The 24,790-nt window shown below is 67.1% G+C and carries 18 protein-coding genes and 1 rRNA gene; 9 read left to right on the forward strand and 10 right to left on the reverse strand.

The genetic code is table 11. The features are described from left to right. Positions 1-3 precede the first annotated feature (3 nt). The 6 genes from ACFWU5_RS11525 to ACFWU5_RS11550 form a co-directional block, all read right to left on the reverse strand. A complete protein-coding gene (locus tag ACFWU5_RS11525; RefSeq protein WP_379267082.1) occupies positions 4-1,716 on the reverse strand; it encodes a cation acetate symporter in 1,713 nt (570 codons plus the stop codon). A gap of 109 nt (positions 1,717-1,825) precedes the next feature. Beyond that, on the reverse strand, positions 1,826-2,191 hold the full coding sequence (locus tag ACFWU5_RS11530; RefSeq protein ID WP_379244293.1) for a hypothetical protein: 366 nt from the start codon (positions 2,189-2,191) through the stop codon (positions 1,826-1,828). Next, positions 2,188-2,985, reverse strand: a complete 798-nt coding sequence (locus tag ACFWU5_RS11535; protein ID WP_379244295.1) for a LytR/AlgR family response regulator transcription factor — start codon at positions 2,983-2,985, stop codon at positions 2,188-2,190. The genes ACFWU5_RS11530 and ACFWU5_RS11535 overlap by 4 nt, the downstream gene beginning before the upstream one ends. A gap of 60 nt (positions 2,986-3,045) precedes the next feature. After that, complete coding sequence (locus ACFWU5_RS11540; protein ID WP_379267083.1) at positions 3,046-4,224, reverse strand: sensor histidine kinase; 1,179 nt, start codon at positions 4,222-4,224, stop codon at positions 3,046-3,048. Positions 4,225-4,288: 64 nt separating this feature from the next. Continuing rightward, a complete protein-coding gene (locus tag ACFWU5_RS11545) occupies positions 4,289-4,435 on the reverse strand; it encodes a hypothetical protein (RefSeq protein ID WP_379267059.1) in 147 nt (48 codons plus the stop codon). Continuing rightward, positions 4,432-5,013 carry an ADP-ribosyltransferase gene (locus tag ACFWU5_RS11550; RefSeq protein WP_379267060.1) on the reverse strand — a complete coding sequence of 194 codons (582 nt, stop codon included), beginning with the start codon at positions 5,011-5,013 and terminating at the stop codon, positions 4,432-4,434. The genes ACFWU5_RS11545 and ACFWU5_RS11550 overlap by 4 nt, the downstream gene beginning before the upstream one ends. 351 nt (positions 5,014-5,364) lie before the next feature. On the opposite strand from ACFWU5_RS11550, the gene dnaE reads away from it, so the two are divergent. The 4 genes from dnaE (at position 5,365) to ACFWU5_RS11570 (ending at position 14,065) form a co-directional block, all read left to right on the forward strand. After that, the gene (dnaE, locus tag ACFWU5_RS11555; protein WP_379267061.1) at positions 5,365-8,910 is read left to right on the forward strand and encodes a DNA polymerase III subunit alpha; all 3,546 of its coding nucleotides are present in this window, start codon (positions 5,365-5,367) and stop codon (positions 8,908-8,910) included. Positions 8,911-9,006: 96 nt separating this feature from the next. Further along, positions 9,007-10,941: a hypothetical protein gene (locus tag ACFWU5_RS11560; protein WP_379267084.1), complete on the forward strand. Its 1,935-nt coding sequence runs from the start codon at positions 9,007-9,009 to the stop codon at positions 10,939-10,941. Between the two features lie 45 nt (positions 10,942-10,986). Next, complete coding sequence (treZ, locus tag ACFWU5_RS11565; protein WP_379267062.1) at positions 10,987-12,738, forward strand: malto-oligosyltrehalose trehalohydrolase; 1,752 nt, start codon at positions 10,987-10,989, stop codon at positions 12,736-12,738. Between the two features lie 76 nt (positions 12,739-12,814). Beyond that, positions 12,815-14,065, forward strand: coding sequence for a serine hydrolase domain-containing protein (locus ACFWU5_RS11570; protein ID WP_379267063.1), 1,251 nt, complete (start codon positions 12,815-12,817; stop codon positions 14,063-14,065). A 7-nt stretch (positions 14,066-14,072) separates the two neighbouring features. On the opposite strand, the gene ilvA is transcribed toward ACFWU5_RS11570, so the two are convergent. Beyond that, positions 14,073-15,425: a threonine ammonia-lyase IlvA gene (gene ilvA / locus ACFWU5_RS11575; protein ID WP_379267064.1), complete on the reverse strand. Its 1,353-nt coding sequence runs from the start codon at positions 15,423-15,425 to the stop codon at positions 14,073-14,075. Positions 15,426-15,515: 90 nt separating this feature from the next. Then, positions 15,516-15,950 (reverse strand): nitroreductase family deazaflavin-dependent oxidoreductase, encoded by a 435-nt coding sequence (locus ACFWU5_RS11580; protein WP_379244309.1) that lies wholly within the window; start codon positions 15,948-15,950, stop codon positions 15,516-15,518. A gap of 97 nt (positions 15,951-16,047) precedes the next feature. Between ACFWU5_RS11580 and ACFWU5_RS11585 the strand changes: the two genes are divergently transcribed. Next, on the forward strand, positions 16,048-16,263 hold the full coding sequence (locus ACFWU5_RS11585) for a hypothetical protein (protein ID WP_379267065.1): 216 nt from the start codon (positions 16,048-16,050) through the stop codon (positions 16,261-16,263). Positions 16,264-16,283: 20 nt separating this feature from the next. On the opposite strand, the gene treY is transcribed toward ACFWU5_RS11585, so the two are convergent. Both treY and glgX read right to left on the reverse strand, forming a co-directional pair. Beyond that, positions 16,284-18,704 (reverse strand): malto-oligosyltrehalose synthase, encoded by a 2,421-nt coding sequence (gene treY, locus ACFWU5_RS11590; RefSeq protein ID WP_379244313.1) that lies wholly within the window; start codon positions 18,702-18,704, stop codon positions 16,284-16,286. Positions 18,705-18,715: 11 nt separating this feature from the next. Beyond that, positions 18,716-20,818, reverse strand: a complete 2,103-nt coding sequence (gene glgX / locus ACFWU5_RS11595) for a glycogen debranching protein GlgX (protein ID WP_379267066.1) — start codon at positions 20,816-20,818, stop codon at positions 18,716-18,718. Positions 20,819-21,042: 224 nt separating this feature from the next. Between glgX and ACFWU5_RS11600 the strand changes: the two genes are divergently transcribed. From ACFWU5_RS11600 to ACFWU5_RS11615, 4 genes are all read left to right on the forward strand, one after another. After that, a complete protein-coding gene (locus ACFWU5_RS11600) occupies positions 21,043-22,320 on the forward strand; it encodes an adenosylmethionine--8-amino-7-oxononanoate transaminase (protein WP_379267067.1) in 1,278 nt (425 codons plus the stop codon). A 64-nt stretch (positions 22,321-22,384) separates the two neighbouring features. Continuing rightward, complete coding sequence (locus ACFWU5_RS11605; RefSeq protein WP_379267068.1) at positions 22,385-23,539, forward strand: 8-amino-7-oxononanoate synthase; 1,155 nt, start codon at positions 22,385-22,387, stop codon at positions 23,537-23,539. 46 nt (positions 23,540-23,585) lie between these two features. Then, positions 23,586-24,254 (forward strand): dethiobiotin synthase, encoded by a 669-nt coding sequence (gene bioD, locus ACFWU5_RS11610; RefSeq protein WP_379267069.1) that lies wholly within the window; start codon positions 23,586-23,588, stop codon positions 24,252-24,254. A 449-nt stretch (positions 24,255-24,703) separates the two neighbouring features. Further along, a 16S ribosomal RNA gene (locus ACFWU5_RS11615) occupies positions 24,704-24,790 on the forward strand; the annotation flags it as partial.

The following is a 24,790-nucleotide window of genomic DNA, read 5'->3' on the forward strand; positions in this document are numbered from 1 at the left end:
AGATCAGCGCGCGGGGGTGTTTTCGGGGTCGCGATCGGTGCTGATACCCAGCCGCTCCGGCGCGTGCATCCGCAGAAAAACGCCCGCGACGGTCTTGGAATCCTGGCCGCTGGTGACCAGACTGACCAGGATCGTCACCGCGAAAGCCAGCGGCACGCTGACCGCGCCCGGATAGTCCACGATCGCGGCGACCCACCCGTTCGCGAGCTCGGGGGAGACCCCACCCAGCACCGCGAGCACGGTCGCGCCACCTGCGGTGATGCCCCCGGTGAGCATCCCGGCCGCCGCGCCGGTGGCGGTGAGTCCGCGCCACCAGATGCCCAGCACCAGCAGCGGGCACAGCGTCGACGCGGCCACCGAGAACGCGAGCGCGACGGTGCGCGACAGGTCCAGTGAGGCGACGGTGACCGCGAGCGTGAGCGGGACCAGCCCGGCGACCAGTGCGGCCAGCCGGAAGTCGCGGATCCGCCCGCGCAGCACATCGGTGCTGAGCACGCCCGCCAAGCTGACCAGCAGGCCCGACGAGGTGGACAGGAACGCGGCGATCGCCCCGGCGGCGGCCAGTGCGGCCAGGAGTTGCCCGCCGAGTCCGCCGAGTACCGCGCTGGGCAGCAGCACCACGGCCGCGTCGGAGGCCCCGGTGATCAGCAGTTGCGGCACGTACAGGCGCGCGAACACGCCGAGCAGGATCGGGAACAGGTAGAAGATCCCGACCAGCCCGATCACGGTGAGCGCGGTTCTGCGCGCGGATGGTCCGTCGCGGTTTGTGTAGAAGCGGACCAGTACATGTGGCAGGCCCATGGTGCCGAGGAACGTCGCCACGATCAACGAAAAGACTTGGTACTGCGGGTGTTTCCCGCCGAAGCCGCCACCGGGTTCGACCCAGCTCGCGCCGTCGGCGGGTGCGCCCGCGACCACCGGAACGGCCGAGCCCGGTTCCAGGATCAACTGGGTGCCTTCGGTCAGCGTGTGGTCGCCGGGAGTCAATATCACGGGTCCCGTCACCGGTTGCCCGTCCAGGGTTCCCGTGATCGTCACCTGCTGCGAAACATCGAGGTGGACAACGACATCGGTAGAGATATCGACGGTCGTGCGCTGGTCGACCGTGGGCGGTACAGCCGCGCCGACCGGTCGTTCGTCGGCGAGGAAATGCATCCCGAGCACCAGCGCGGGCACCGCCACCGCCGTCAACTTCAACCAGTACTGAAACGCCTGCACCAGCGTGACCGACCGCATCCCGCCGCCGATCACATTCGCCAACACGATCGCCCCCACTGCCACCGCGCCGACCCACGCGGGCAGTCCGAGCAGAATGTGCAGGGTGAGCCCGGCGCCTTGGAATTGCGGAATCAGATACACCGCGCACACCAGCACGACCAGCCCGGCTGCCATGCGCCGCAACCGAATCGAGCCCAGTCGGAACTCGGCGAAGTCGGGAACGGTGTACGCCCCGGACCGACGCAGGGGAGCGGCGACGAACATCAACAGTCCCAGATATCCCGCGGTGAACCCGACGGGGTACCACAGCGCGTCGGCGCCGTATTTGGCGATCAGCCCGGCGACACCGAGAAAGGAAGCAGCAGAAAGGTATTCGCCGGAAATCGCGGCCGCGTTCCATCGTGATCCGACGGTTCGCGAGGCGACCAGGAAGTCAGATGTCGTGCGCGACAGTCGAACTCCGTAGAACCCGATACCGACGGTGGCCAGCGCCGACATCAGCAGCGCGGCAATGGTAAGTGCGGGACTGTCGGCGATCACCGCGTCCGCCCGTCATCGGACCGTGCGCGCCCGGATACTTCCCCACCGGCGTCTCGAATCCGCACCGTCAGTCTCCGGCCAGTTCGAGGAAGTCATCCTCATTGCGCTGAGCCAGGCGAACATACAGCCACCCCACTACATACAGCGTCGGAAACGCCAGCACCCCCAGGATCAGCCAGGGCAGGCGCACCCCGAAAACCGTTGCCTCGGCAATAGTCTCGATCCCGAAAAGCACCGGCAACGCCCCGAATCCGACCGCCACCACCAACCCCAGCCGCAACGCCAAACCCAATTGCGCGCGAATCAACCCGCCGATCAACGCCGCACCCAGATCGGTCTGCTCCACCACCTCCGTGCGTGTGCGCACCTGCCGCGCCCCCCGCCGCTGCGCCAACACCACCCGTTCGCGCGGTGGCCGCTGTGGCCCCGTCACCGCTGCGACCAATTCTGCCGAGGCCCGTGCACCAGCCGCTGTTTCAATTCCCGCACCTGCCGCCGACTCACCGGCAATTCCACCGCCCCCGCCGCGCCCTCACCCCGCAAACACACCACCGTGGCATTTCCGGCACTGCGCAACCCCGTCACCAACCGCAATGCCACCAGATACGACCGGTGCACCCGCAGAAATCCCGCGTCCTCCCACCGAGATTCCAACGCCGACAGCGGAATTCGCACCAGATGCGAGCCGGTCCCGGTATGCAACCGCGCGTAATCCCCATCCGCCTCCACCCACGCCACATCAGCCCGATTCACCAGTGTGGTCACCCCGCCCAATTCCACCGGAATCACCTCGCTGGGATGCGCGGATTCGGTCGGCGCGGCGGCGGGCAATGAGACCCTGGCCGCGAGAATTCGCCGCACCGCCTCGCTCAACCGGGCCACCCGCAACGGTTTGAGCAGATAGTCCACCGCCCCCAAATCGAACGCCGCCACTGCGTGATCGTCGTGCGCGGTCACGAAAACCACCGCGGGCGGTTCGGCGAACTCCGACAGAATTCCCGCCAATTCCATCCCGGTCAGCCCCGGCATATCGATATCGAGAAACACCGCGTCGATCGGATGCGCCCGCAACAACCGCAGCGCCGCCGTCGCGTCACCCGCCCGATGGATCTCCCCGACCCCCGGCTGCGTGCTCAGCAGATAGACGAGTTCGTCCAGGGCCGGTTTCTCATCATCGACGGCGAGCACCCGCAGCGCGGTCGACGGATCATCAGTGTTCCAAGTCACAACCTGTCCATGGTAACCGGCACCCACGACACCGAGGACCGGTATCTCGACGCGGCGCCGTCACGCGCGAATTCCGGCCCGGAACTTCGGCACACGCATACTGACCTTGGTCCCCGCACCGGGCGCTGTCTCCACGACCAGCCCGTAGTCGTTGCCGAAAGCGGCCCGCAACCGATCATCGACATTGGCCAAGCCCACATGCGCGGCCTCGCCGGTGCGCGCGGGCCCGGTCCCGGTGTCGATGGCGTCGAGCGCGCCCGTGCGCAGCAGGTCGGGGTCCATGCCGATGCCGTCGTCTTCCACACTGATCAAACAGTCGGTGCCGGCATCGCTGGCGACAATGCTCAACTGACCACCGCGCCCCCCTTTGAGTCCGTGCCGCACCGCGTTCTCCACCAGCGGCTGCAAGGCGAGAAACGGCAGCACCACGCCGAGTACTTCCGGCGCGATCCGCAACCGCACGTCCAGCGCATCACCGAAGCGGGCCTGTTCCAGGGCCAGATACCGTTCGATATTGCGCAATTCGTCGGCCAACACCGTGAATTCGCCTGCGGCACGGAAGGAATACCGCGTGAAGTCGGCGAATTCCAGAATCAGTTCCCGCGCCCGATCCGGGTCGGTGCGCACGAACGACGCGATCGTATTGAGCGCGTTGTAAATGAAATGCGGGCTGATCTGTGCCCGCAACGCCCGCAATTCCGCCCGATCGACCCGCGCCCGCGAAGCATCCAACTCCGCCAACTCCAACTGCCCACACGCATACCGCGCCACCTCCGCCGCGGCCCCCAACATCCCCGGCCCCGGCTTCCCTGTCGTCACCATCCCCAACGCCCCCACCGCCGCCCCCGCATCGATCAACAACGGCTGCGCGATCAACGTGTGCTCGTCCCCGGCCACCAACACCGCCCGCTCATCCGCGACCGCCCGCCGCGCCGCATCGGCGAACAACGCGAGCATCCCGGTATGCGGACCATCCCACGCCAGCAGTGTTCCCTCTGCATCCGCTACGCCCAATGCCTCGGCACCGGACAGCGCTCGCAGATGTGGGGCTGCTTCACCGGCGGAGCCGTCGGTAAGCCCGCGACGTAAGGGCACAGCAGCCAGCGATGCGGTGTGTAACGCCTGATGAACGGCCCGCTGAGCGGGAGTTGTGACGACCCGCTGGGTGCGTCGCCAGATCACTGCTCCGGCGACGACTGCGATCACCGTCAGTGTCACCGAGAAGATCGCGGCGGTCATGCGCCCGTGCGGGCGCGGCAACACCTCATTGAAACCGAAACCGCCCGGTGGATCGAAGTGTCACTCAGGCTGAGCGCTTCGGACGGTCGGTAGCGACGGGCGGGAGCGGCCGCCCCAGTATGCGCTCGGCTTGCTTGCGCAGCTTCTCGGCGTGCTCCGGGGTGGGAGTAGACCGGATCGGGTGCATCGTTTCCTCTGTCAGCGCACTCACTGCTCCTCCTCGACCACGATCGCTTCGATTCGCCACAGCTTACTCCGTTCATCGGGTGCCGCGTGGATCGCGAAGTACGTGCGCGCATCGATGAGCAGGATCTCCTTCTCGTCGGGAACGGTCGACAACTCCCCGAGGCGCAGCGCGGGAGTCCCCGCAGGCACCAGTAGCTCCAAGATGACGGGATCAATGTGTTGCTGCGAGTGCGGCGGCCGCGTCTTTCCTGAGGTCGACAAAAACCCCAGCTCGGTGAAGTAGTCGCCGACGATGTCCTCGGCGGAGTTGCCACCGGCGATGCCGAGCACGAACGAATCGACCTCGCGAGTAACCCGGACAGTCTCTGGTAGAGGGTATCGAGCGAGGCCTGTGCGAATGTCGACGATCAGACGTTCGAGTGCCTGGCTGATCGGACCGGGGCTACGAAGTGCGGTGTTGATCCGCTGGAAACCATTGAGCGCGTATGCCTCGACAGCATCGCGCTCGGCGGTGGTGAGCCGGTCGATGGACTGCCCTGCCAGTACTTCCGCAGCGAACGGAAAGTCGTCGAAAACGCCCGATGAACCCCCGGTGTACGTCACCCGATGACCGTAATCGGAGGGGCACAGCGCTCGAAATCGGTGAGCGGGTGTCCCCGCGGCGTGTCGACTGACACATTTGTCAACGGCGCAGCGCGGTGGACTCGCCGACAGTCGTTGCCTGGGGGCAACGGCTGAATAACCAGTATTTCTGCAGCTGAAAGTGCTTCTGAAATGCAGTTATGCTGCTGGTCGGTGATCTTGACAGCGAAAACTTGTCGGTGGCTGGTGACAGGCTCTGTGTCACGGCACGGAGCCCGAGAAGTGATTTGCACCTGTGCAAGGACCTAGACTCTGCAGGGTTTTCCATGCCACCGCCAGCCCGCCGCGCAGACCTCAGGAAGGACACGTGACGTGTCGCCGTCCGGATCGTTCGTTCACCTGCACAACCACACCGAGTACTCGATGCTCGATGGAGCGGCGAAGATCTCGCCGCTGTTCGCGGAGGCGGATCGGTTGGGCATGACCGCGGTCGGCATGACCGACCACGGCAACATGTACGGCGCCTCGGAGTTCTACAACAGTGCCAAGAAGGCCGGCATCAAGCCGATCATCGGCATCGAGGCCTACATCGCGCCCGGCTCGCGCTTCGACACCAAGCGTGTGAAGTGGGGCGATCCGGGTCAGAAGGGCGACGACGTCTCCGGCTCGGGTGCGTACACCCATATGACGATGGTCGCGGAGAACGCGACCGGCCTGCGCAACCTGTTCAAACTGTCGAGCCTGGCGTCGATCGAGGGTCAGCTGGGCAAGTGGGCGCGCATGGACGAGGAGATCATCGCCCAGCACGCCGAAGGCATCATCGCGACCACCGGCTGCCCGTCGGGTGAGGTGCAGACCCGTCTGCGTCTGGGCCACGATCGCGAGGCGCTGGAAGCCGCCGCGAAGTGGCAGGAGATCTTCGGCGCCGACAACTTCTTCCTCGAGGTGATGGACCACGGTCTGTCCATCGAGCGCCGGGTCCGCGAGGGCCTGGTCGACATCAGCAAGCAGCTGGGCATTCCGCCGATCGCGACCAACGACTGCCATTACGTCACCAAGGACCAGTCGGTCAATCACGAAGCGCTGCTGTGCATTCAGACCGGCAAGACGCTGTCGGACCCGACCCGTTTCAAGTTCGACGGTGACGGCTACTACCTGAAATCCGCCGCGGAGATGCGCGCGATCTGGGACGCGGAGATCCCCGGCGCCTGCGACAACACCGAGCTCATCGGCGAACGCGTGCAGCCCTACGACGAGGTGTGGGAGCACCGCGACCGGATGCCGGTGTTCCCGGTGCCCGAAGGCCACACCCAGGCCACCTGGTTGCGCAAGGAAGTCCTCGACGGTCTGGACCGCCGCTTTCCCGACGGTCCGACGCGCGAGTACCTCGACCGCGCCGATTTCGAGCTCAAAGTCATCTGCGACATGGGTTTTCCCGCCTACTTCCTCGTCGTCGGCGACCTGATCAAACACGCGCTGGAAGTCGGCATCCGCGTTGGTCCCGGCCGTGGTTCGGCCGCCGGTTCGCTGGTCGCGTACGCGATGGGCATCACCAATATCGACCCGATCCCGTACGGGCTGCTGTTCGAACGGTTCCTCAACCCCGAGCGCGTGTCGATGCCCGATATCGATATCGACTTCGATGATCGCCGCCGCGGTGAGATGGTCCGCTACGCCACCGAGAAGTGGGGCAGCGACCGCGTCGCCCAGGTGATCACCTTCGGCACCATCAAGACCAAGGCCGCGATCAAGGACTCCGCGCGAGTGCTGTTCGGCCAACCCGGTTTCGCCATCGCCGACCAGATCACCAAGGCGCTGCCGCCGCCGATCATGGCCAAGGACATCTCGGTGGCAGGCATCACCGATCCCGATCACGAGCGGTACAAGGAAGCCACCGAGGTCCGCGACCTCATCGCGTCGAACCCCGATGTCGCCAAGATCTACGAGACCGCGCGCGGCCTGGAAGGCCTGATCCGCAACGCCGGCGTGCACGCCTGCGCGGTCATCATGTCCTCGGAACCGCTGACCGACGCGATCCCGGTGTGGAAGCGCGCGCAGGACGGCGCGATCATCACCGGCTGGGACTACCCGTCGTGCGAGGCCATCGGCCTGCTGAAGATGGACTTCCTCGGCTTGCGCAACCTCACCGTCATCGGTGACGCCCTGGAGAACATCAAGGCCAACCGCGGCATCGATCTCGACATGGACAAGCTGCCGCTGGACGACCCGGCCACCTACGAAATGCTGGCCCGCGGCGACACGCTGGGTGTGTTCCAGCTCGACGGCAGCGCCATGCGCGATCTGCTGCGCCGCATGCAACCCACCGGCTTCGGCGATATCGTCGCGGTCCTGGCGCTGTACCGCCCCGGTCCGATGGGCATGAACGCCCACAACGACTACGCCGACCGCAAGAACAACCGCCAAGAAGTCAAACCGATTCACCCCGAACTCGAAGAGCCACTGAAAGAGATCCTGGCCGACACCTTCGGCCTGATCGTCTATCAGGAACAGATCATGCAGATCGCGCAGAAAGTGGCCGGGTACTCACTGGGCCAGGCCGATATTCTGCGCCGCGCCATGGGTAAGAAGAAACTGTCGGTGCTGGAAGAGGCCTATGCCGGCTTCCGCGACGGCATGCTGGCCAACGAATTCTCCGAACCCGCCATCAAGGCGCTGTGGGACACCATTCTTCCGTTCGCCGGTTACGCGTTCAACAAATCGCACGCCGCGGGTTACGGCCTCGTTTCCTTCTGGACCGCGTATCTGAAGGCCAATTACCCGGCCGAATACATGGCGGGTCTGCTCACCTCGGTCGGTGACGACAAGGACAAGGCCGCGATCTACCTGTCGGATTGCCGCAAGTTGGGCATCACGGTGCTGCCGCCCGATGTCAACGAGTCGGAACTGAACTTCGCCTCGGTCGGCACCGATATCCGGTTCGGTTTGGGCGCGGTCCGCAATGTCGGCACCAACGTGGTCGGTTCGATCATCGCCGCGCGCAAGGAGAAATCGAAGTTCACCGACTTCTCCGACTACCTGAACAAGATCGACGCGATCGCGTGCTCCAAGAAGGTCACCGAATCGCTGATCAAGGCAGGCGGTTTCGATTCCCTCGGGCACCCGCGCAAGGGCCTGCTGCTGATCCATTCCGATGCGATCGACGCGGTGATGTCGACCAAGAAGGCCGAGGCGATCGGCCAGTTCGACCTGTTCGGCGGCCTGGACGACGGCGACGACTCGATGGCGTCGGTGTTCAACGTGAAGGTGCCCGAGGACGAATGGGAGACCAAGCACAAGCTCGCCCTCGAACGAGAGATGTTGGGCCTGTACGTGTCCGGGCATCCGCTCAACGGGGTGGAGCATGTGTTGGCCGCGCAGGTCGATACGCCGATCCCCGCGATCCTGGAGGGCGACGTCAAGGACGGCGCGCAGGTCACCATCGGCGGCATCCTGGCCTCGGTGAACCGCCGCATCAACAAGAACGGCCTGGCGTGGGCGTCGGCGCAGCTCGAGGACCTCACCGGTGGTGTGGAAGTGCTGTTCTTCCCGCAGTCGTATTCGGTGTTCGGCATGGACGTGGTCGAGGACGCCGTGGTGCTGGTGAAGGCCCGCGTCTCGGTGCGTGACGACCGCATCTCCCTGATCGCCAACGACCTTGTCGTACCGGATCTTTCGGCGATCGGCGTGGCCAAACCGGTCGCGGTGGTCATGACCACGCGCATGTGCACGCCCGACAAGCTCGGCGAGCTCAAGAAGGTGCTCATCCGCCACCAGGGCACCTCGGATGTGTTCATCCGCCACGTGGGCGCCCGCGAGAAGACCACCATGCTCAAACTCGACGACGCCTGGCGGGTCTCCCCGTCCTCGGCACTGATGGGTGACCTGAAAGCGCTACTCGGTCCGGGCTGCCTGGGCTGATCCGACACCGGTGGCGGACCACATCGCGCGGCCGACACCCCTGTGACGGCTGGTGATGGCCGCTCCGCGAACGACGGGCTAGCGTCGGAAGACGTGATGTCCACGCCGCTGCTCGACTCACCACCGCACTCGCGGGACCCGTCGCGCCCGGTGCCGTGGCGGATGTCCGGGCGGTCGGTCCTGCTCGTTGCCGCCGCGCTGATCGTGGTGCAGCTGGTGTTGCGTGGCTGGGTCGCGGCGTCGGGGTTCTTCTACTGGGACGATTTCCTGCTGATCGGGCGGGTGAGCGCGCAGCCGCTGTTCTCGACGGAATTGCTGCTGACCAGTCACGACGGGCACGTGATGCCGTTGGCTTTCGTGCTGACGTGGCTGGTCACCGAGGTGGCACCGCTGAACTGGGCGGCCGCGGTCGTGGTGTTGGTCGGCTTGCAGTTGCTCGCTTCGCTGGCTGTGCTGCGGCTGCTCGTCGTGCTGCTCGGGGTCCGCACGTGGCTGCTGGTGCCGCTGGCCTTCTACCTGTTCGTGCCGCTGACGGTGCCCGCGTTCGCCTGGTGGTCGGCGGCGGTGAACGCGCTGCCGTTGCAGATAGCCCTGGCCTGGGTGAGCGCGGACGCGGTGCGACTGGTGCGAACAGGGCAGCGCAGGTACGCGGTGTCGGGTGCGGTGGTGTTCGCGGTGGCGTTGTTGTTCTTCGAGAAATCGGTGGTCGTGCTGCCGGTGGCGTTCGCGGTCGTCGTGCTGGTGGCGCACGTGTCGGGCGGGTCGGTGCGCGAGGCGGTCGGGCGTGCGGCGGCGTTGTGGACGGCGGCCGGTGCGGTGTTGTTGGCCTGGGCGGCGTGCTTCCTGTTCGTGATCCAACGTCCGCGCGGGCTGTCGGCTCCCGAACATTCCGGGATCGTCTGGGGCCGGGCGATGTCGGATGGTCTGGTGCCCGCCCTGTTGGGCGGCCCGTGGCGTTGGGAGCGCTGGCAACCCGCCACCCCATGGGCTGATCCGCCGGGGTCGATGGTCGCACTGAGTTGGATTCTGCTGATCATGGTGGCGGCGTGGACGTTTCGCACTCGACGCCGGGTGATCGCCGTCGGTGTGTGCACAGTCGCGTACGCGGTCGCCACCATCGCACCGGTGGTCCTGCTGCGCGACGGCCCCAGCACCGCGGGCCTGCTGCTGCAGTCCATGCGCTACTTCGCAGACCTCGCCGTGATCGCCACGGTCAGCCTTGCGCTGATCGGCCTGGCACCGCCTCGCACGCGTCCGGCAGACCGAACAAATGACCTTGTGCGCCAACAAGTTTCGGCGAACACGGTGAGATTCCCCGACCGTCGCCCCAGCGTCAGGGATCACGCGCACGGGACTCGCGCGTGGGTACCGAGAGAAGCCGGCCGCGCGCGCCGGCTAGCAGGTGTCGCCGCAACAGCGGTGTTCGTCGCGAGCAGCGTGTACTCCACGGTCACCTTCACCCGATCATGGGAACCCAGCCCCGCCCGCACCTACATCACCGGCGTCCGAGCAGCCCTGCCGAACGCCGCCGACGCCCCCCTGCTCCCACAAGAAGTCCCGTGGAATGTCTTGAACCCCTTGGCTTTCCCCGAGAACATGACCGACCGCGTCTTCGCCCCCATCGCCACCCCCACCACCTTCGCCCTGTCGACCCCACGCCTACGCATGATCACCGACCAGGGCGCGATCGTCGACGCACAGGTCTGGTGGAACAGAGCCATCATCGAGGGCCCAGAACCCCGCTGTGGTCACCGACTGCGCGACACCACCGCCGTCAACCTCCCCCTGAGCGGCCCCATGCAGATCCGCGACTGGACCGCCCAGCTCAACTACAACGCCGAACGTGACGGCCGGATAGCGCTGTCGTTCGAAGGTGAGACCGAGACGATCGCCGACGTGCGCGCGGGCCTGAACACCGTGTACGTCCGACTGCTCGGCGGCGGCGACACCCTGCGGATCCGATCCCTCGATCAGCCGCAGTCCCTGTGCATCGGCACCGGCCCGGTCGGCGTCACCGCGTACTCGCAGTGAATCGTTGATCGAGCACGCGGGCGCGGGGCATGCGATGCTGAGCCGATGAGGCAGTTTCGGGTGTGGGCACCGGAGGCGCGAACGGTGCGGCTGCAACTGGACGGGGTGCTACACCCGATGCGTCGCAATGGCGGCGGCAACTGGTCGGTGCGCGTCGACGCAGGTCAGGGGGCCCGCTACGGCTTTCTGATCGACGACGACCCCACGGTGCTGCCCGACCCGCGCTCACCCCGCCAACCCGACGGCGTGCATGAAACCTCCGCCGTGCACGACCTCGACCCGACCGCCTGGACCGATCAGAACTGGACCGGCAGGCAACTCGCGGGCTCGGTGTTCTACGAACTGCACATCGGCACCTTCACCCCCGAGGGCACCTTCGACAGCGCCATCGCACGCCTGGACCACCTGGTCGACCTCGGCGTCACCACGGTCGAACTCATGCCGGTCAACGCCTTCGACGGCACCCACAACTGGGGCTACGACGGCGTGGGTTGGTACGCGGTCCAGGAAACCTACGGCGGCCCCGACGGCCTGCAACGCTTCGTCGACGCCTGCCACGCGCGCGGCCTGGCCGTCTGCCTGGACGTGGTCTACAACCACCTGGGCCCCTGCGGCAACTACCTACCCCGCTTCGGCCCCTACCTGACCACCGGCCGCAACACCTGGGGCCAAAGCTTGAACCTGGACGGCCCCGGCTCCGACGCGGTGCGCGCCTACATCATCGACAATGCCCTGCGTTGGCTGCGCGAATTCCACCTCGACGCCCTGCGCATCGACGCCGTCCACGCGCTGGTCGACCGCACCGCCACCCACCTGCTGGAAGAACTCGTCGTCGAAACCACTGCTCTTTCAGCACATCTGGGCCGCCCGCTGTCCCTGATCGCCGAAAGCGACCTCAACGACCCCCGCCTGATCACCCCGCGCGCCGCAGGCGGCTACGGCCTGACCGGCCAATGGAACGACGACCTCCACCACGCCGTGCACACCGCGGTTTCCGGCGAAAGACAGGGCTACTACGCCGATTTCGGCTCCCTGGCCTGCCTGGCGCAGACGCTGACGCACGGGTTCTTCCACGCCGCAACCTATTCCAGCTTCCGCGGCCGCACTCACGGCGCCCCCATTCCCCGCGACCTCATCCCCGGCAGCGCCCTGCTGGGCTACACCTGCAACCACGATCAGATCGGCAACCGCGCGACCGGCGACCGGCCCAGCGCCTACCTCACTCCCGGCCAGCTCGCGGTGAAAGCGGCGCTGGTGCTGTTGTCGGCGAGCACCCCGATGCTGTTCATGGGCGAGGAATGGGGCGCGAGCACCCCGTTCCAGTTCTTCACCTCCCACACCGACCCGGTCGTCGGCGCGGCCACCGCCACCGGTCGTCGCGCCGAATTCGCCGAGCACGGCTGGTCCGCGCACGACGTCCCCGACCCGCAGGACCCCGCGACCTTCACCCGCTCCAAGCTCGACTGGACCGAGATCCGGCACGAACCGAACGCCCGCTTGCTCGCCTGCTACCGCGGCCTGCTCGCCTTGCGGAAATCGCGACCGGAGTTCACCGACCCCTGGCTGGAACGGGTGTGGGCCGACTACGACGAAGCGCAACGATGGTTCATCTTGCGTCGCGGCCGAATCTCGGTGGTGTGCAACCTCGCCGAGGACGAAGTGGTGATCCCGGTACACGGTCGTGTGCTGCTGGCATGGTCACCGGCCACCGAAAGCGGTGCGGGAACATTGATTTCAGGCCACAGTTTCGCCGTGCTCGAAGAAGGGGACGGCGCGGGCACGGTGATCACCCAGTGATGACGGCGGGGAACAGGTCGGCCACGGTCTCCGTTCGCGGCATTGCCGAAAGGGCATAACGCCGTACAATCGGACAATGAGCAACGACGCTTACGGGCAGGAAAGCGCTGCCCTCCCGGCCGGTGTCGGCGGTTTCGCCCCGGCGGGATTCGGCCCGCTGGTGCGCGCGTTCGCCGCGCTGGTCGGCCATCGCCGCGATGCGGGCGGCGCGCTGGCGATCTACCGACACGGTGAACCCATCGCCCACTTCTGGGCAGGCAGCGCGGGCGACACCGCGTGGACCGCCAACAGCGCGCCCATCGTGTTCTCCGCGACCAAGGGCGTCACCGCCACGGTCATCCACCGCCTGGCAGACCGCGGACTCATCGACTACCAGGCCCCGATCGCCGAATACTGGCCGCGTTTCGCCGCCCACGGCAAGGGCTCGATCACCGTCGCCGACGTGCTCACCCACCGCGCCGGACTGTCCTCGCTGTCCGCGGTCGCCAACTCCGCCGCGGAATCCCTCGATCACGAGCTGATGGAAGACCGCCTGGCCATGGCGTCCCCCGACCGGATGCGCGGCGTGCCGACCTACCACGCGCTGACCTACGGTTGGCTGCTCGCGGGCCTGGCCCGCAGCGTCACCGGCGCGAGCATGAGCGAACTGATCCGCACCGAGGTCACCGACCCGCTGGGCATCGACGGCATCCACCTCGGTCGCCCGCCGGTGGATTCGAGCACCGAATACGCCCGGCTGACCGGCGCGCACCTGAGTTTCGTCGCGCATCCGCTGGCCGCGGCCTTCCTCGGCAAGGTCGGCTTCCGGCTGCCGGGACCGCTCGGTGCGGCCGCTCGCTGCCTGTTCGTTCCGGGTCTGGACAGCATTCTCGACGGCGACGACCCGACCATCCTGAACACCGAGATGCCCGCGGGCAACGGCGTGGCCACCGCCGCCGGGCTCGCGCGGATGTATGCCGCGCTGGCCGACGGCGCCACCGTCGACGGTTCACCGTTCCTGCGGCCCAGCACGCACGCCGCGATCCGCAAGGTCCAGACCTATCGCCTGGACCACGCGCTGTTCTACCTGCCGATGATGTGGCATCTGGGCTACCACTCGCTGCCCGCCCCGGGCGCACGGCACGGTTTCGGCCACATCGGTCTGGGCGGTTCGTTCGGCTGGGTCGATCCGGAATCGGGGCTGTCGGTGGGTTACGTCCACAACCGCCTCGACCAGATCCTGCTGCCGTACGACCAGCTCGCCATGGGCTGGCTGCTGCCGCTGATCATGTCCAGCGTGCGCGCGAGCCGCGAATCCGGACCGCGCGAGGACCGCGCGGCCGCGTGATCCTTGCCTAGGTGAGGTAGCGGTAGGCGGGGGAACCCGGTTCCAGGCGTTCGGCCTGGATCGGCGATTCCTCGATGCGATGCATCAGCGATGCCAGGTCGTCGGTGGCGCCCAGTTCGATGCCCACCAGCGCCGCCCCGGTGTCGCGGTTGTTGCGCTTGACGTACTCGAACATGGTGATGTCGTCGTCGGGGCCCAGGACATCGTCGAGGAAGCGGCGCAGCGCACCGGGCTCCTGCGGGAAGTCCACCAGGAAGTAGTGCTTGAGCCCGCGGTGCACCAGCGACCGTTCGATGATCTCGCCGTAGCGCGAGATGTCGTTGTTGCCGCCCGACACCAGCACCACCACGGTGCTGCCGGGTTCGAGATCGATCTCGGCCAGCGCCGCGGTGGCCAGCGCGCCCGCGGGCTCGGCGATGATGCCCTCGCTTTGGTACAGGTCCAGCATCGCGGTGCAGATGGCGCCCTCGTCGATCAGCATCACCTGGAAAGGTGCTGTGCCGGAGGATGATTCGGGCGTGGTGAGCAACGGCAGCGAAGCGTGCGAGATCATCCGGCCACCGAACGACGCCGCGGCGCGGTAGGGCAGGTCGCCGATGCGACGCACCGCGGCACCGTCGACGAACGGGTCGATCTCGGGCAGCGTCACCGGCGCACCGGCCACCAACGCCGCGGTCAGCGAGGCAGCGCCCGCGGGCTCCACACCCAGCAGCCCGGTCTGCGGGGCGCGTTCGCGCAGGTACGTGCCGATGCCGGCCAGACAGCCGCCGCCGCCGACCGGGACGATGACCAGATCGGGCGCGGTGCCCAGCTGTTCCAGGAACTCCGCGGCGATGGTGCCCTGGCCCGCGGCGGTGCGCGGGTCGTCGAACGGGGGCACCATGGTGGCGCCGGTGCGCGCGACATCGTCGGCGGCGGCCGCGGCGGCCGCGTCGTAGGTATCGCCGACCGCGATCAGTTCGACGAACTCAGCCCCGTGCGCGCGGATGCGGTCCCGCTTCTGCTTGGGGGTGGTGGTCGGCACGTAGATGCGCCCGCGCACACCCATCGCCTGACACGCGAACGCCACACCCTGCGCGTGATTGCCGGCGCTGGCGGCCACCACACCGGCCGCGCGTTCGGCGGCGGTGAGCTGCACCATCAGGTTGTAGGCGCCGCGCAGTTTGTAGGAACGGACCGCGGTCAGATCCTCGCGCTTGAGGTAGACCTGCGCACCGGTGTTCGCCGACAGTCGCGCGCTGTACTGCAGCGGAGTCGGCTCGATGATCCCCGAAATTCGCTGTGCTGCTGCGTCGATCTCGTCCGCGGTCAGCGGCGGACGGATTACGGGCACGGCGGCGACGTCAGCGATGGGGGACACCCGGCCAATCCTACCGAGCCGGTCCGCACCCTCCCTCAGCGGAACCACCCGCTGGTCAACTCCCAGCGGGTGCCCGGCGACCTGGGGTTTTCAGCGCGGCGTGAGCACGAAGACCGGGATCACGCGATCGGTCTTCTTGGTGTACTCGTTGTAATCGGGCCACACCGCCGCCGCCCGGTCCCACCACACCTGGCGTTCCTCGCCGAACACCTCGCGCGCGGTGTAGTCCTTGCTGACGGTGCCGTCACGCAGTTCCACATGCGGATCGGCCTTGATGTTGTAGTACCAGACGGGGTTCTTCGGCGCCCCGCCCAGCGACGCGACCACGGCATACTCGCCGTCGTGCTCGACCCGCATCAGCGGCGTCTTGCGCAACTTGCCGGTCTTGGCGCCCCGGGTGGTGAGCAGGATGACGGGTTTCCCCTGCATCGAAGTACCCTCTGCGCCGCCGGACTTCTCGTAGGTCTCGGCCTGTTCACGTGCCCAGTCCGAAGTGCTCGGTGCGTACTCTCCTGTGAGTGGCATGACCAGCACAACGAATACCCGCTGTGTGATGTTCCCGACTGCGATCTTCGCAAAAGTTCGGTGGCCCGAACTTCGATGTGCGCCTATCCTGGTCAGCATGGCAGTGCTCACCTCACCCGCCCCCACCACGACCGTGGACATCGCAGGCACCGCATGGCCGCTCGACAAGCTAGAGGCCCTGGCCGCGGCGCTGGTCATCGCTGCCCTGCTGCTACTCGTAGTCGGCTCTGCGCAACTCGCGGTCCTGGTCGCGGCAACGGTCGCCACCGTCCGCTGGACCATCGGCGCCACCCGCACCGCCTCGCGCAGCTGAGTTCTGTTCGACGCCGCTGCTCAACGCACCAGTAGTGCGACCGGCAGACGGGTGAACAGCTTGTCCAACCGCGCGCTGCCGGCGAAGGTGTTTCCGGTGAGCCGGTCGGTCCAGTTGCCAGGGGGCAGCGGCAAGAGGGTGTCGAGCCAACCGGTCGCGGTCAGGCCCACCGAGTGTCGGGTCGCCGCCACGATCACCTCCGCCGCTTCACCTGCGGGGCCTCGCCCGTAGGCGATGAACCGGTGCGCGTGCTCGCCGACCGCGTACATCGGCCGGTAGGACCCGCCGACGAAGCATTCCGGCCGTTCTCGGCGCAACCACAGCGCATAGGCCACGACCCACATCTTCGCCGCGCCGGTGGTGTCCAGAGTCGGTGTGTCGGTGAGGGATTGGAGCATTCCGACGCGGGCGGCGAAGTTGACCGGACGACGGTTGTCGGGGTCGACCAGCGAGTCCTCCCACAGTTCGGTGCCCTGGTAGATATCGGGAATCCCCGGCGCGCCCAGCTGTAAGAGCTTCTGCGCCACCGCATCCGACCACGCATGGGGTGCGAGTTCGTGGGCGAGATCGCCGATGCCGGTGCCGACCGGCCCGTCGATCACCGCGTCGAGCCACCCGTGCACGGCCGACTCGAACTCCGCGTCGGGTTCCTCCCAGGAAGTCTTGGTGCCCGCCTCGCGAATCGATTTCTCCGCGAACATGTGCAGCCGATCCCGCAGCCCGGGCACCGACGAGGCGGGGCGCCCGTCGGCAGGCCACACCCCGAACATGTTCTGCAACAAGAACAGTGCCGTCGCCCCGTCCGGCGCGGGCGTCGTCTCCAACCACCCGCGCACCCGCTGCGACCACACATCCGCGACCTGCGACAGCACCCCGATCCGCGCGCGAACATCCTCCCCGCGCTTGGTGTCGTGGGTGGAGATCGTGGTCATGGTCGCGGGCCAGCGCTGCGCCCGTTCGCTGTTGGACAGGTGGAAGTCGTTGACGGAGTGGCCGAATCGCGCCGGGTTCCCGCCGACTTCCTGCAGCGAAACCAGCCGCGCACCCTGATAGAACATGGTGTCCTCGACCGACTTCGCGGTGATCGCCCCGCAGACCTGCGAGAACCGCGTCGCCGCCTCGCCACCCACCGACAGTGCTGTCACCAGTACCGAAAGTGGCGCTGTCAGTTCGGCATTGCGCTTCTCCACCTCCGCCACGACCGCGGCGGTCATCCCGGCCAGCGGCGCGTAATCCACCCGGTACACCGGCATGAACGCCAGCACCTCGATGGTCGCGTTGGTCACCGCGAGCGTGTCGAAACTGCCCGCGTTGCCGTCGCGCTTGATCGCGGCGACCAAACGCCGAATCTCCGGCGCCAGAATGGTTTCCGCTACCGCGCGCTTGATCCGATGCTCGGTCTCCCCGAACCACGCCCGGTCGCTACCGTGTCCGGCGACATGCTGCGACAGCTCGGTCAGTGTCGTCTCGCCCGCCGGATCGATCAACACCCCACCGATATCGGAGAGAGCGTCGTACCCGGTAGTACCGTCCACCGGCAGCGTCGCGTCCAATGGTTCGCGGTTGGCGAGGATCTTCTCCACCAGCAGCAGCCGCTGCGGCCCGATCAGCCTGCGCAACCGGGTCAAATACGCGCTGGGATAAGACAACCCGTCCGGATGGTCCACCCGCACACCGTCGATCAGATCGTGTTCGCACCAGGCGGCCAGCTCCCGATGCGTGGCCTCGAACACCTCCGGGTCCTCCTGCCGGATCGCGGCCAGACTGTTCACCGCGAAGAACCGCCGATAGGTGCACACCCCGGCCTTCCAGCTCACCAGCCGGTAGTGCTGACGGTCGTGAATGCGCAGCGCGTTGTCGCCGTCGGTGCCCGCCGCGATCGGGAATCGCAGATCATGCAGTGCCAGCATGGGTTCGGGCCCGGCGCGGTCCACGGTCAAGGCCGCCGGGTCGTTCTCGTTCTGCAGTACCGGCAGCGCCAACCGCCCGCCCGCGCCGTTGCTGGTCGTCCAGTCGATGTCGAAATACTTGGCGTACTGCGACTTCTGGCCGTTGCGCAGCACATCCCACCACCACGGGTTCTGCCGTGGATCGGCCACCCCCACATGGTTGGGCACCAGGTCGACGATCAAACCCATTCCGCGACTGCGCACTTCGTCGGACAGGGCTTTGAGCCCGGTCGGTCCGCCCAGGGCCGCGGAGACCGTGGTCGGATCGGTGACGTCGTACCCGTGCGTCGATCCGTGCGCCGCGGTCAGGATCGGCGACAGATACAGATGCGAAATGCCCAGCTGCTGCAGGTATTCCGCGATCGCACGAGCGTCGGCGAAGGTGAGCGCGTCCGGGCGCAACTGCAACCGGTAGGTGCTTCGCACCGTGCTCGCCCGCAGGGGGGCGCGATGCAACAGGGTCAGCGGATCGGTCACGTAGGTCTCGGTCATCGTCTCGGCGGCTAGGCGGTTCGGCGCAGTACGAGCAGGCAACGGCTGGCCACCGGCAACGTGGCCGCGGCGGCGTACACCGCGTCGGCCGCACCGGTGGGGGTCGAACAGTCCAGAGCCAGTGTCCATTGCGCCCCGAACTCCGGGCCGGGCAGCACGAAATCGATCGCCTCGTCGTGGGCGTTGAAACACAGCAGGAACGAGTCGTCGGTGATCCGCTCACCCCGCGGCCCCGGTTCGGCGATACCGTCGCCGTCCAGCAGCACGGCCAGGGACTTGCCGAAGCCACTGTCCCAGTCGTCGTTGGTCATTTCGGCACCGGCCGGCGCGAACCAGGCGATCTCGCGCCGGTGCCCTTGATCGTCGCTGGGACCCGCGGCCAGGAAGCGGCGACGCCGGAAGATCGGGTGCTCGGTGCGCAAGGCGATCACCGTGCGGGTGAATTCGAGTAGATCGGCGTTGGTGTCGGCCAGCGACCAGTCCATCCATGCCAGCGGCGAATCCTGGCAGTACACATTGTTGTTGCCCAGCTGGGTGCGCCCGATCTCGTCGCCGTGGGCGAGCATCGGCGTGCCCTGACTCAGGATCAACGTGGCCAGCAGGTTGCGCTGTTGACGGGCCCGCAGCGCGAGCACCCGCGGATCGTCGGTCTCGCCTTCGACGCCGCAGTTCCACGACCGGTTGTGACTCTCCCCGTCGCGATTGCCCTCCCCGTTGGCGTCGTTGCGTTTCTCGTTGTAGGACACCAGATCTCGCAACGTGAAACCGTCGTGCGCGGTGACGAAGTTGATGCTGGCACCCGGACGACGCCCCGTGGACTCGTACAGATCCGACGACCCGGTCAGCCGAGAAGCGAACTCGCCCAACGTCGCTGGTTCACCCCGCCAGTAATCCCGCACCGTGTCACGGTATTTGCCGTTCCATTCCGTCCACAGGCTCGGGAAATTGCCGACCTGATAGCCGCCCTCGCCCACGTCCCACGGTTCGGCGATGAGCTTGACCTGGCTCACCACCGGGTCCTGGTGCACGAGGTCGAAGAACGCGGAAAGCCGGTCCACATCATGCAATTCGCGGGCCAGGGTCGCGGCGAGGTCGAAGCGGAACCCGTCGACGTGCATGTCCAGAATCCAGTACCGCAGCGAGTCCATGATCAGCTGCAGCGTGTGCGGATGCCGGACATTGAGGCTGTTGCCGGTGCCGGTGTAGTCCTTGTAGTGCTCGGGTTCGGCGTCGTCGAGGCGGTAGTAGGCGGCATTGTCGATACCGCGCAGGCTCAACGTCGGCCCGTTGTGGTTGCCCTCGCCGGTGTGGTTGTAGACCACGTCGAGGATCACCTCGATGCCCTCGAGATGCATCGCGCGCACCATCGCCTTGAACTCCGCCACCGCCCCGTCGCCACGCGGGCGCGCGGAATACTGGTTGTGCGGTGCGAGATACCCGATGCTGTTGTAGCCCCAGTAGTTTCGCAATCCCTGATCGGTGAGCACGTGATCGTGGAAGAACTGGTGCACGGGCATCAGCTCGATCGCGGTGACGCCCAACGACTTCAGATGTCCGATGATCGCCGGATGTGCCAGCCCCGCATAGGTGCCGCGCAGCTCTTCCGGAATATCGGGGTGCGTCATCGTCAACCCCTTGACGTGCGCTTCGTAGATGACCGTCTCGTGATAGGGCCGGTTCGGCGGCCGATCGGGACCCCAGTCGAAGAACGGGTTGATCACCACCCCGGTCATGGTGTGCCCCAACGAATCCAGCCCGTAGGTGTACAGCGAAGGATCGTTGACGAACTCGCCGTCGAACGCCTTCCCGTACGGGTCGAGCAGCAATTTGCTGGGGTCGCAACGCAATCCGAGCTCGGGCTCGTAGGGGCCGTGGATGCGAAACCCGTAGCGCTGCCCCGGCATCACCGAGGGCAGATAGGCGTGCCAGACGTAACCGTCGACCTCGTCGAGATCGATGCGCGTCTCGGTGCCGTCCTTGGCGATCAGGCAGAGCTCGACCTTGGTGGCGACCTCGGAGAACACCGAGAAGTTCGTACCCCCACCGTCGTAGGTCGCGCCCAGCGGATACGCGGTGCCCGGCCACACCTCGGGTCGGTCGTTCGGGCTCGACATGCTACGACAGTAATGGAACCCCCCACCCCACCGCGCACGATGTGACCGGGCGCTCGATCCCCGCAGCTCAGGCCCTGGCGCCTGGCCCGCAGACGCCGCGCCGGTGCGGGCAGCGAGCCCGGCAAATCACGCCGACAGAGGGTCAGCGCGCGGCGGCAAGTGCTAACTTGAACGGTGTTCAAGACCGTCGTCGCGGCGGTGCCGGTGCAACGACGAGGAAACCTGTGGACCTGAGCCCCGAGCAGATCGCCGCCCTCGATGCCGCACACGTCTGGCATCCCTACGGCGGCTTCCCCGCCACCACGGAACCACTGGTGGTGGCGAGCGCGGCGGGCACCCGGCTGACGCTGGCCGACGGCCGCGAGCTCGTCGACGGGATGAGCTCGTGGTGGGCGGCCGTGCACGGCTACTGCCACCCCGTTCTCGACGCGGCCCTGCTCGCGCAGTCCCGGCGGATGAGTCACGTGATGTTCGGCGGCCTCACCCACGAACCGGCGACCCGGCTGGCCCAACTACTCGTCGAACTCACCCCCGCCGGCCTGGACAAGGTCTTCCTCTGTGACTCCGGGTCGGTCTCGGTCGAAGTCGCGACCAAAATGTGCCTGCAGTACTGGCGCAGCCTCGGCCGCCCGACCAAGAACCGGATGCTGACCTGGCGCGGGGGATACCACGGCGACACCTTCGCCCCGATGAGCGTGTGCGACCCCGACGGCGGGATGCACGCCCTGTGGACCGACGTGCTCACCGAGCAGGTCTTCGCCCCCGCACCGCCGCGCGATTTCGAACCGGATTACGTCGCCGAACTCGAACGCGCGGTCGCTACCCATCGCGACGAACTGGCCGCGGTGATCGTGGAACCGGTCGTGCAGGGCGCGGGCGGCATGCGCTGGCACGACCCCCGCTACCTCACCGAACTGCGCCGGATCTGCGACGACAACGACGTCCTGCTCGTCTTCGACGAGATCGCCACCGGCTTCGGCCGCACCGGCGAACTGTTCGCCGCCGACCACGCGGGTGTCTCGCCCGACGTCATGTGTGTCGGCAAGGCGCTGACCGGCGGATACCTCACGTTGGCCGCCGCGCTGTGCACCTCCCGCATCGCCGAGACGATCAGCGCCGCGCACGGCGGGTTGATGCACGGGCCGACCTTCATGGGCAATCCCCTCGCGTGCGCGGTGGCGGTCGCGTCGATCGAGTTGCTGCTGTCACGGGACTGGCGCGCCGAAGTGGCCCGGATCGAGGCCGAGCTGCGCGCGGGCCTCGCACCCCTCGCGGAACTGCCCGGCGTCGCCGAGGTTCGCGTGCTCGGCGCGATCGGCGTCGTCGAACTCGACGAACCGGTCGATATGCGCGCCGCGACCGACGCCGCGGTGAATGCGGGCGCCTGGCTGCGCCCGTTCCGCAACAACGTCTACACCATGCCCCCGTTCATCAGCACCTCCGCCGACATCGCCATCATCACCGAGGCTGTGCGGGCGGCAGTGAAGGCGTCGATCGCGTGACCACGACGGCTGGTGCGCCGGGAGTCCCCCCCTCCTGAACGGTGTTCAAGTATGCTCCTCAACTGTGAGTAGGGATCCGTTGAGTTGGTTGGACGAGCGTGCGGCGCAGCGGGTCGACGCCGGACTGCGCAGGCAGCTGCGCGAGCGCGACGCCGAGTCGCCCGCCATCGACCTCGCCTCCAATGACTACCTCGGCCTGCACCGGCACCCCGAGGTGGTCGAGGGCGCGATCGAGGCGGTGCGCCGCTGGGGAGCGGGCGCCACGGGCTCGCGCCTGGTCACCGGGACGACCACCGAACACGCACTCCTGGAACTCGAACTGGCCGAATTCGTCGGCGCCGAAACAGGATTGGTCTTCGCCACCGGTTACGCCGCCAACCTCGGCGTGGTCACGGCGCTGTCCGGACGCGGCACCTTCGTCGTCTCCGACGCGGGTTCACACGCCTCGCTGGTCGACGCGTGCAGACTGTCCCGCGCGCGGGTCGCGATCGCACCCCATCGCGATGTCGACGCGGTGCAGCGATTGCTCGCCGACCGCACCGAGGAGCGCGCGCTCGTCCTCACCGATTCGGTCTTCAGCGCCGACGGCGATCTCGCGCCACTGGCCGATCTCCATCGCGTCACCCGCGAGAACGGCGCCATCCTGATCGTCGACGAGGCCCACGGGCTCGGTGTGCGCGGCGCGGGCGGCCGCGGTCTCGTGCACGAGCTGGGCCTGGCAGGCGAACCGGACCTCGTCGTCACCGCGACCCTGTCGAAGGCATTCGCCGCACAGGGCGGAGTGGTGCTGGCCGATGCCAGAATCCGCGCCCACCTCATCGATGCCGCCCGCACCTTCATCTTCGATACCGGACTGGCGCCCGCCGCGGTCGGCGCCGCCCGCGCCGCGCTGTCGCTGCTGCGCCGCGACCCTTCGATGGCCACCCGAGTCCTCGACCGTGCCGCCGACATCGCCCGGATCGCCGGAGTCCCCGACCCCGATTCCGCGGTGGTCTCGGTGGTCCTCGGCGAAGCCCAGGTCGCCTTCGACGCCGCACAGGCCTGTCGCGCCCGCGGCCTCGACGTCGGTTGCTTCCGACCGCCGTCGGTCCCCGAAGGCACTTCTCGCCTTCGCCTCACCGCCCGCGCCGACCTCACCGCCGACGAACTCGACACTATCGCCGAGGTTTTGGGCGAGGTCCTCGCGACGGCGCGAAACAGGGAATCGGTGACGGCATGAATGGGCAAGCTCAACAGGCAATCCGCGATCTCGAGTGGGTGCGCGCATGACCGTTCTCCTCATCAGTGGCACGTCGACCGATGTCGGCAAGACCATCGTCACCGCCGCCGTGGCCGCCGCCGCACAGGCGACCGGCCGCACCGTCGCGGTCTGCAAACCCGCTCAGACCGGCATCGCCCCCGGCGAACCGGGCGACCTCGCCGACATCACCCGCCTGACCGGCGTGACCCGCACGCTGGAATTGGCCCGCTACCCCGAGCCGCTGGCCCCCGACACCGCCGCCCGCCGCGCGAACATGCCGCTGCTGGACATGAACGACACCCTCGCCGCGATCGAATCGCTGGCCGACGCCGACCTGGTGCTGGTCGAAGGCGCCGGCGGCCTGCTCGTGCGGATGGGGGAGTTCACCCTGCTCGACCTGGCCCAGAAACTCGCCGCCCCCGTGCTGGTGGTGGCCGCCGCGGGCCTGGGCACCCTCAACCACAGCGAACTCACCACCCGAACCCTGACCGCGGCGGGCGTGGACTGCGCCGGCCTGGTCATCGGATCCTGGCCGACCGACCCCGACCTCGCCTCCCGCTGCAACCGCGACGACCTACCCCGCGTGACCGGCGCACCATTGCGTGGCGCGATCCCCGCCGGTGTAGGACACTGGAGTCGCGAACGATTCACGGCTACCGCAGCGAGTTGGTTCGAGGCTGATTGGTGCCCCTGACCAGGGGATTTGACATCGTCGATGTCGACACGTAACTTTATTCGAGTCAGAGCGACACGGACACCGACTCAGCCGCCCAGCGGTTGCAGACACGAGGTAGGACGTCGAGCGCCTGACTGATCATGTGTTCAGGGTTACACCAACTGGGACTTGCTTCCGGGATGGTTCCTGAGCTAAGTTTGAACTCTTGCCTCACCGAAACCCCTCCGAGAAGATGTTGGGTAGAAGTGTGTGCGTGTGTTCTTTGAGAACTCAATAGTGTGTCGATGAATGTCAGTGCCAATAATTTTTTATTGGTTCCAACTTCTCCGTACCCCCCGGTCGGTAGGAAGTTGGGCAAAAATTTGAACAACAGCGAATCTTTTTTGCTGGTGTTCGGCTTGCTAGGTTTTCGGACTCTAGTTTAGATATTTCTGATTACATCCTTTCGAGGGTGTGGTTGAGAGTCTTCAACGGAGAGTTTGATTCTGGCTCAGGACGAACGCTAGCGGCGTGCTTAACACATGCAAGTCGAGCGGTAAGGCCCTTCGGGGTAC

The organism is Nocardia sp. NPDC058640 (assembly GCF_042716995.1).
In the GTDB taxonomy this organism is placed as follows: Bacteria; Actinomycetota; Actinomycetes; order Mycobacteriales; family Mycobacteriaceae; genus Nocardia.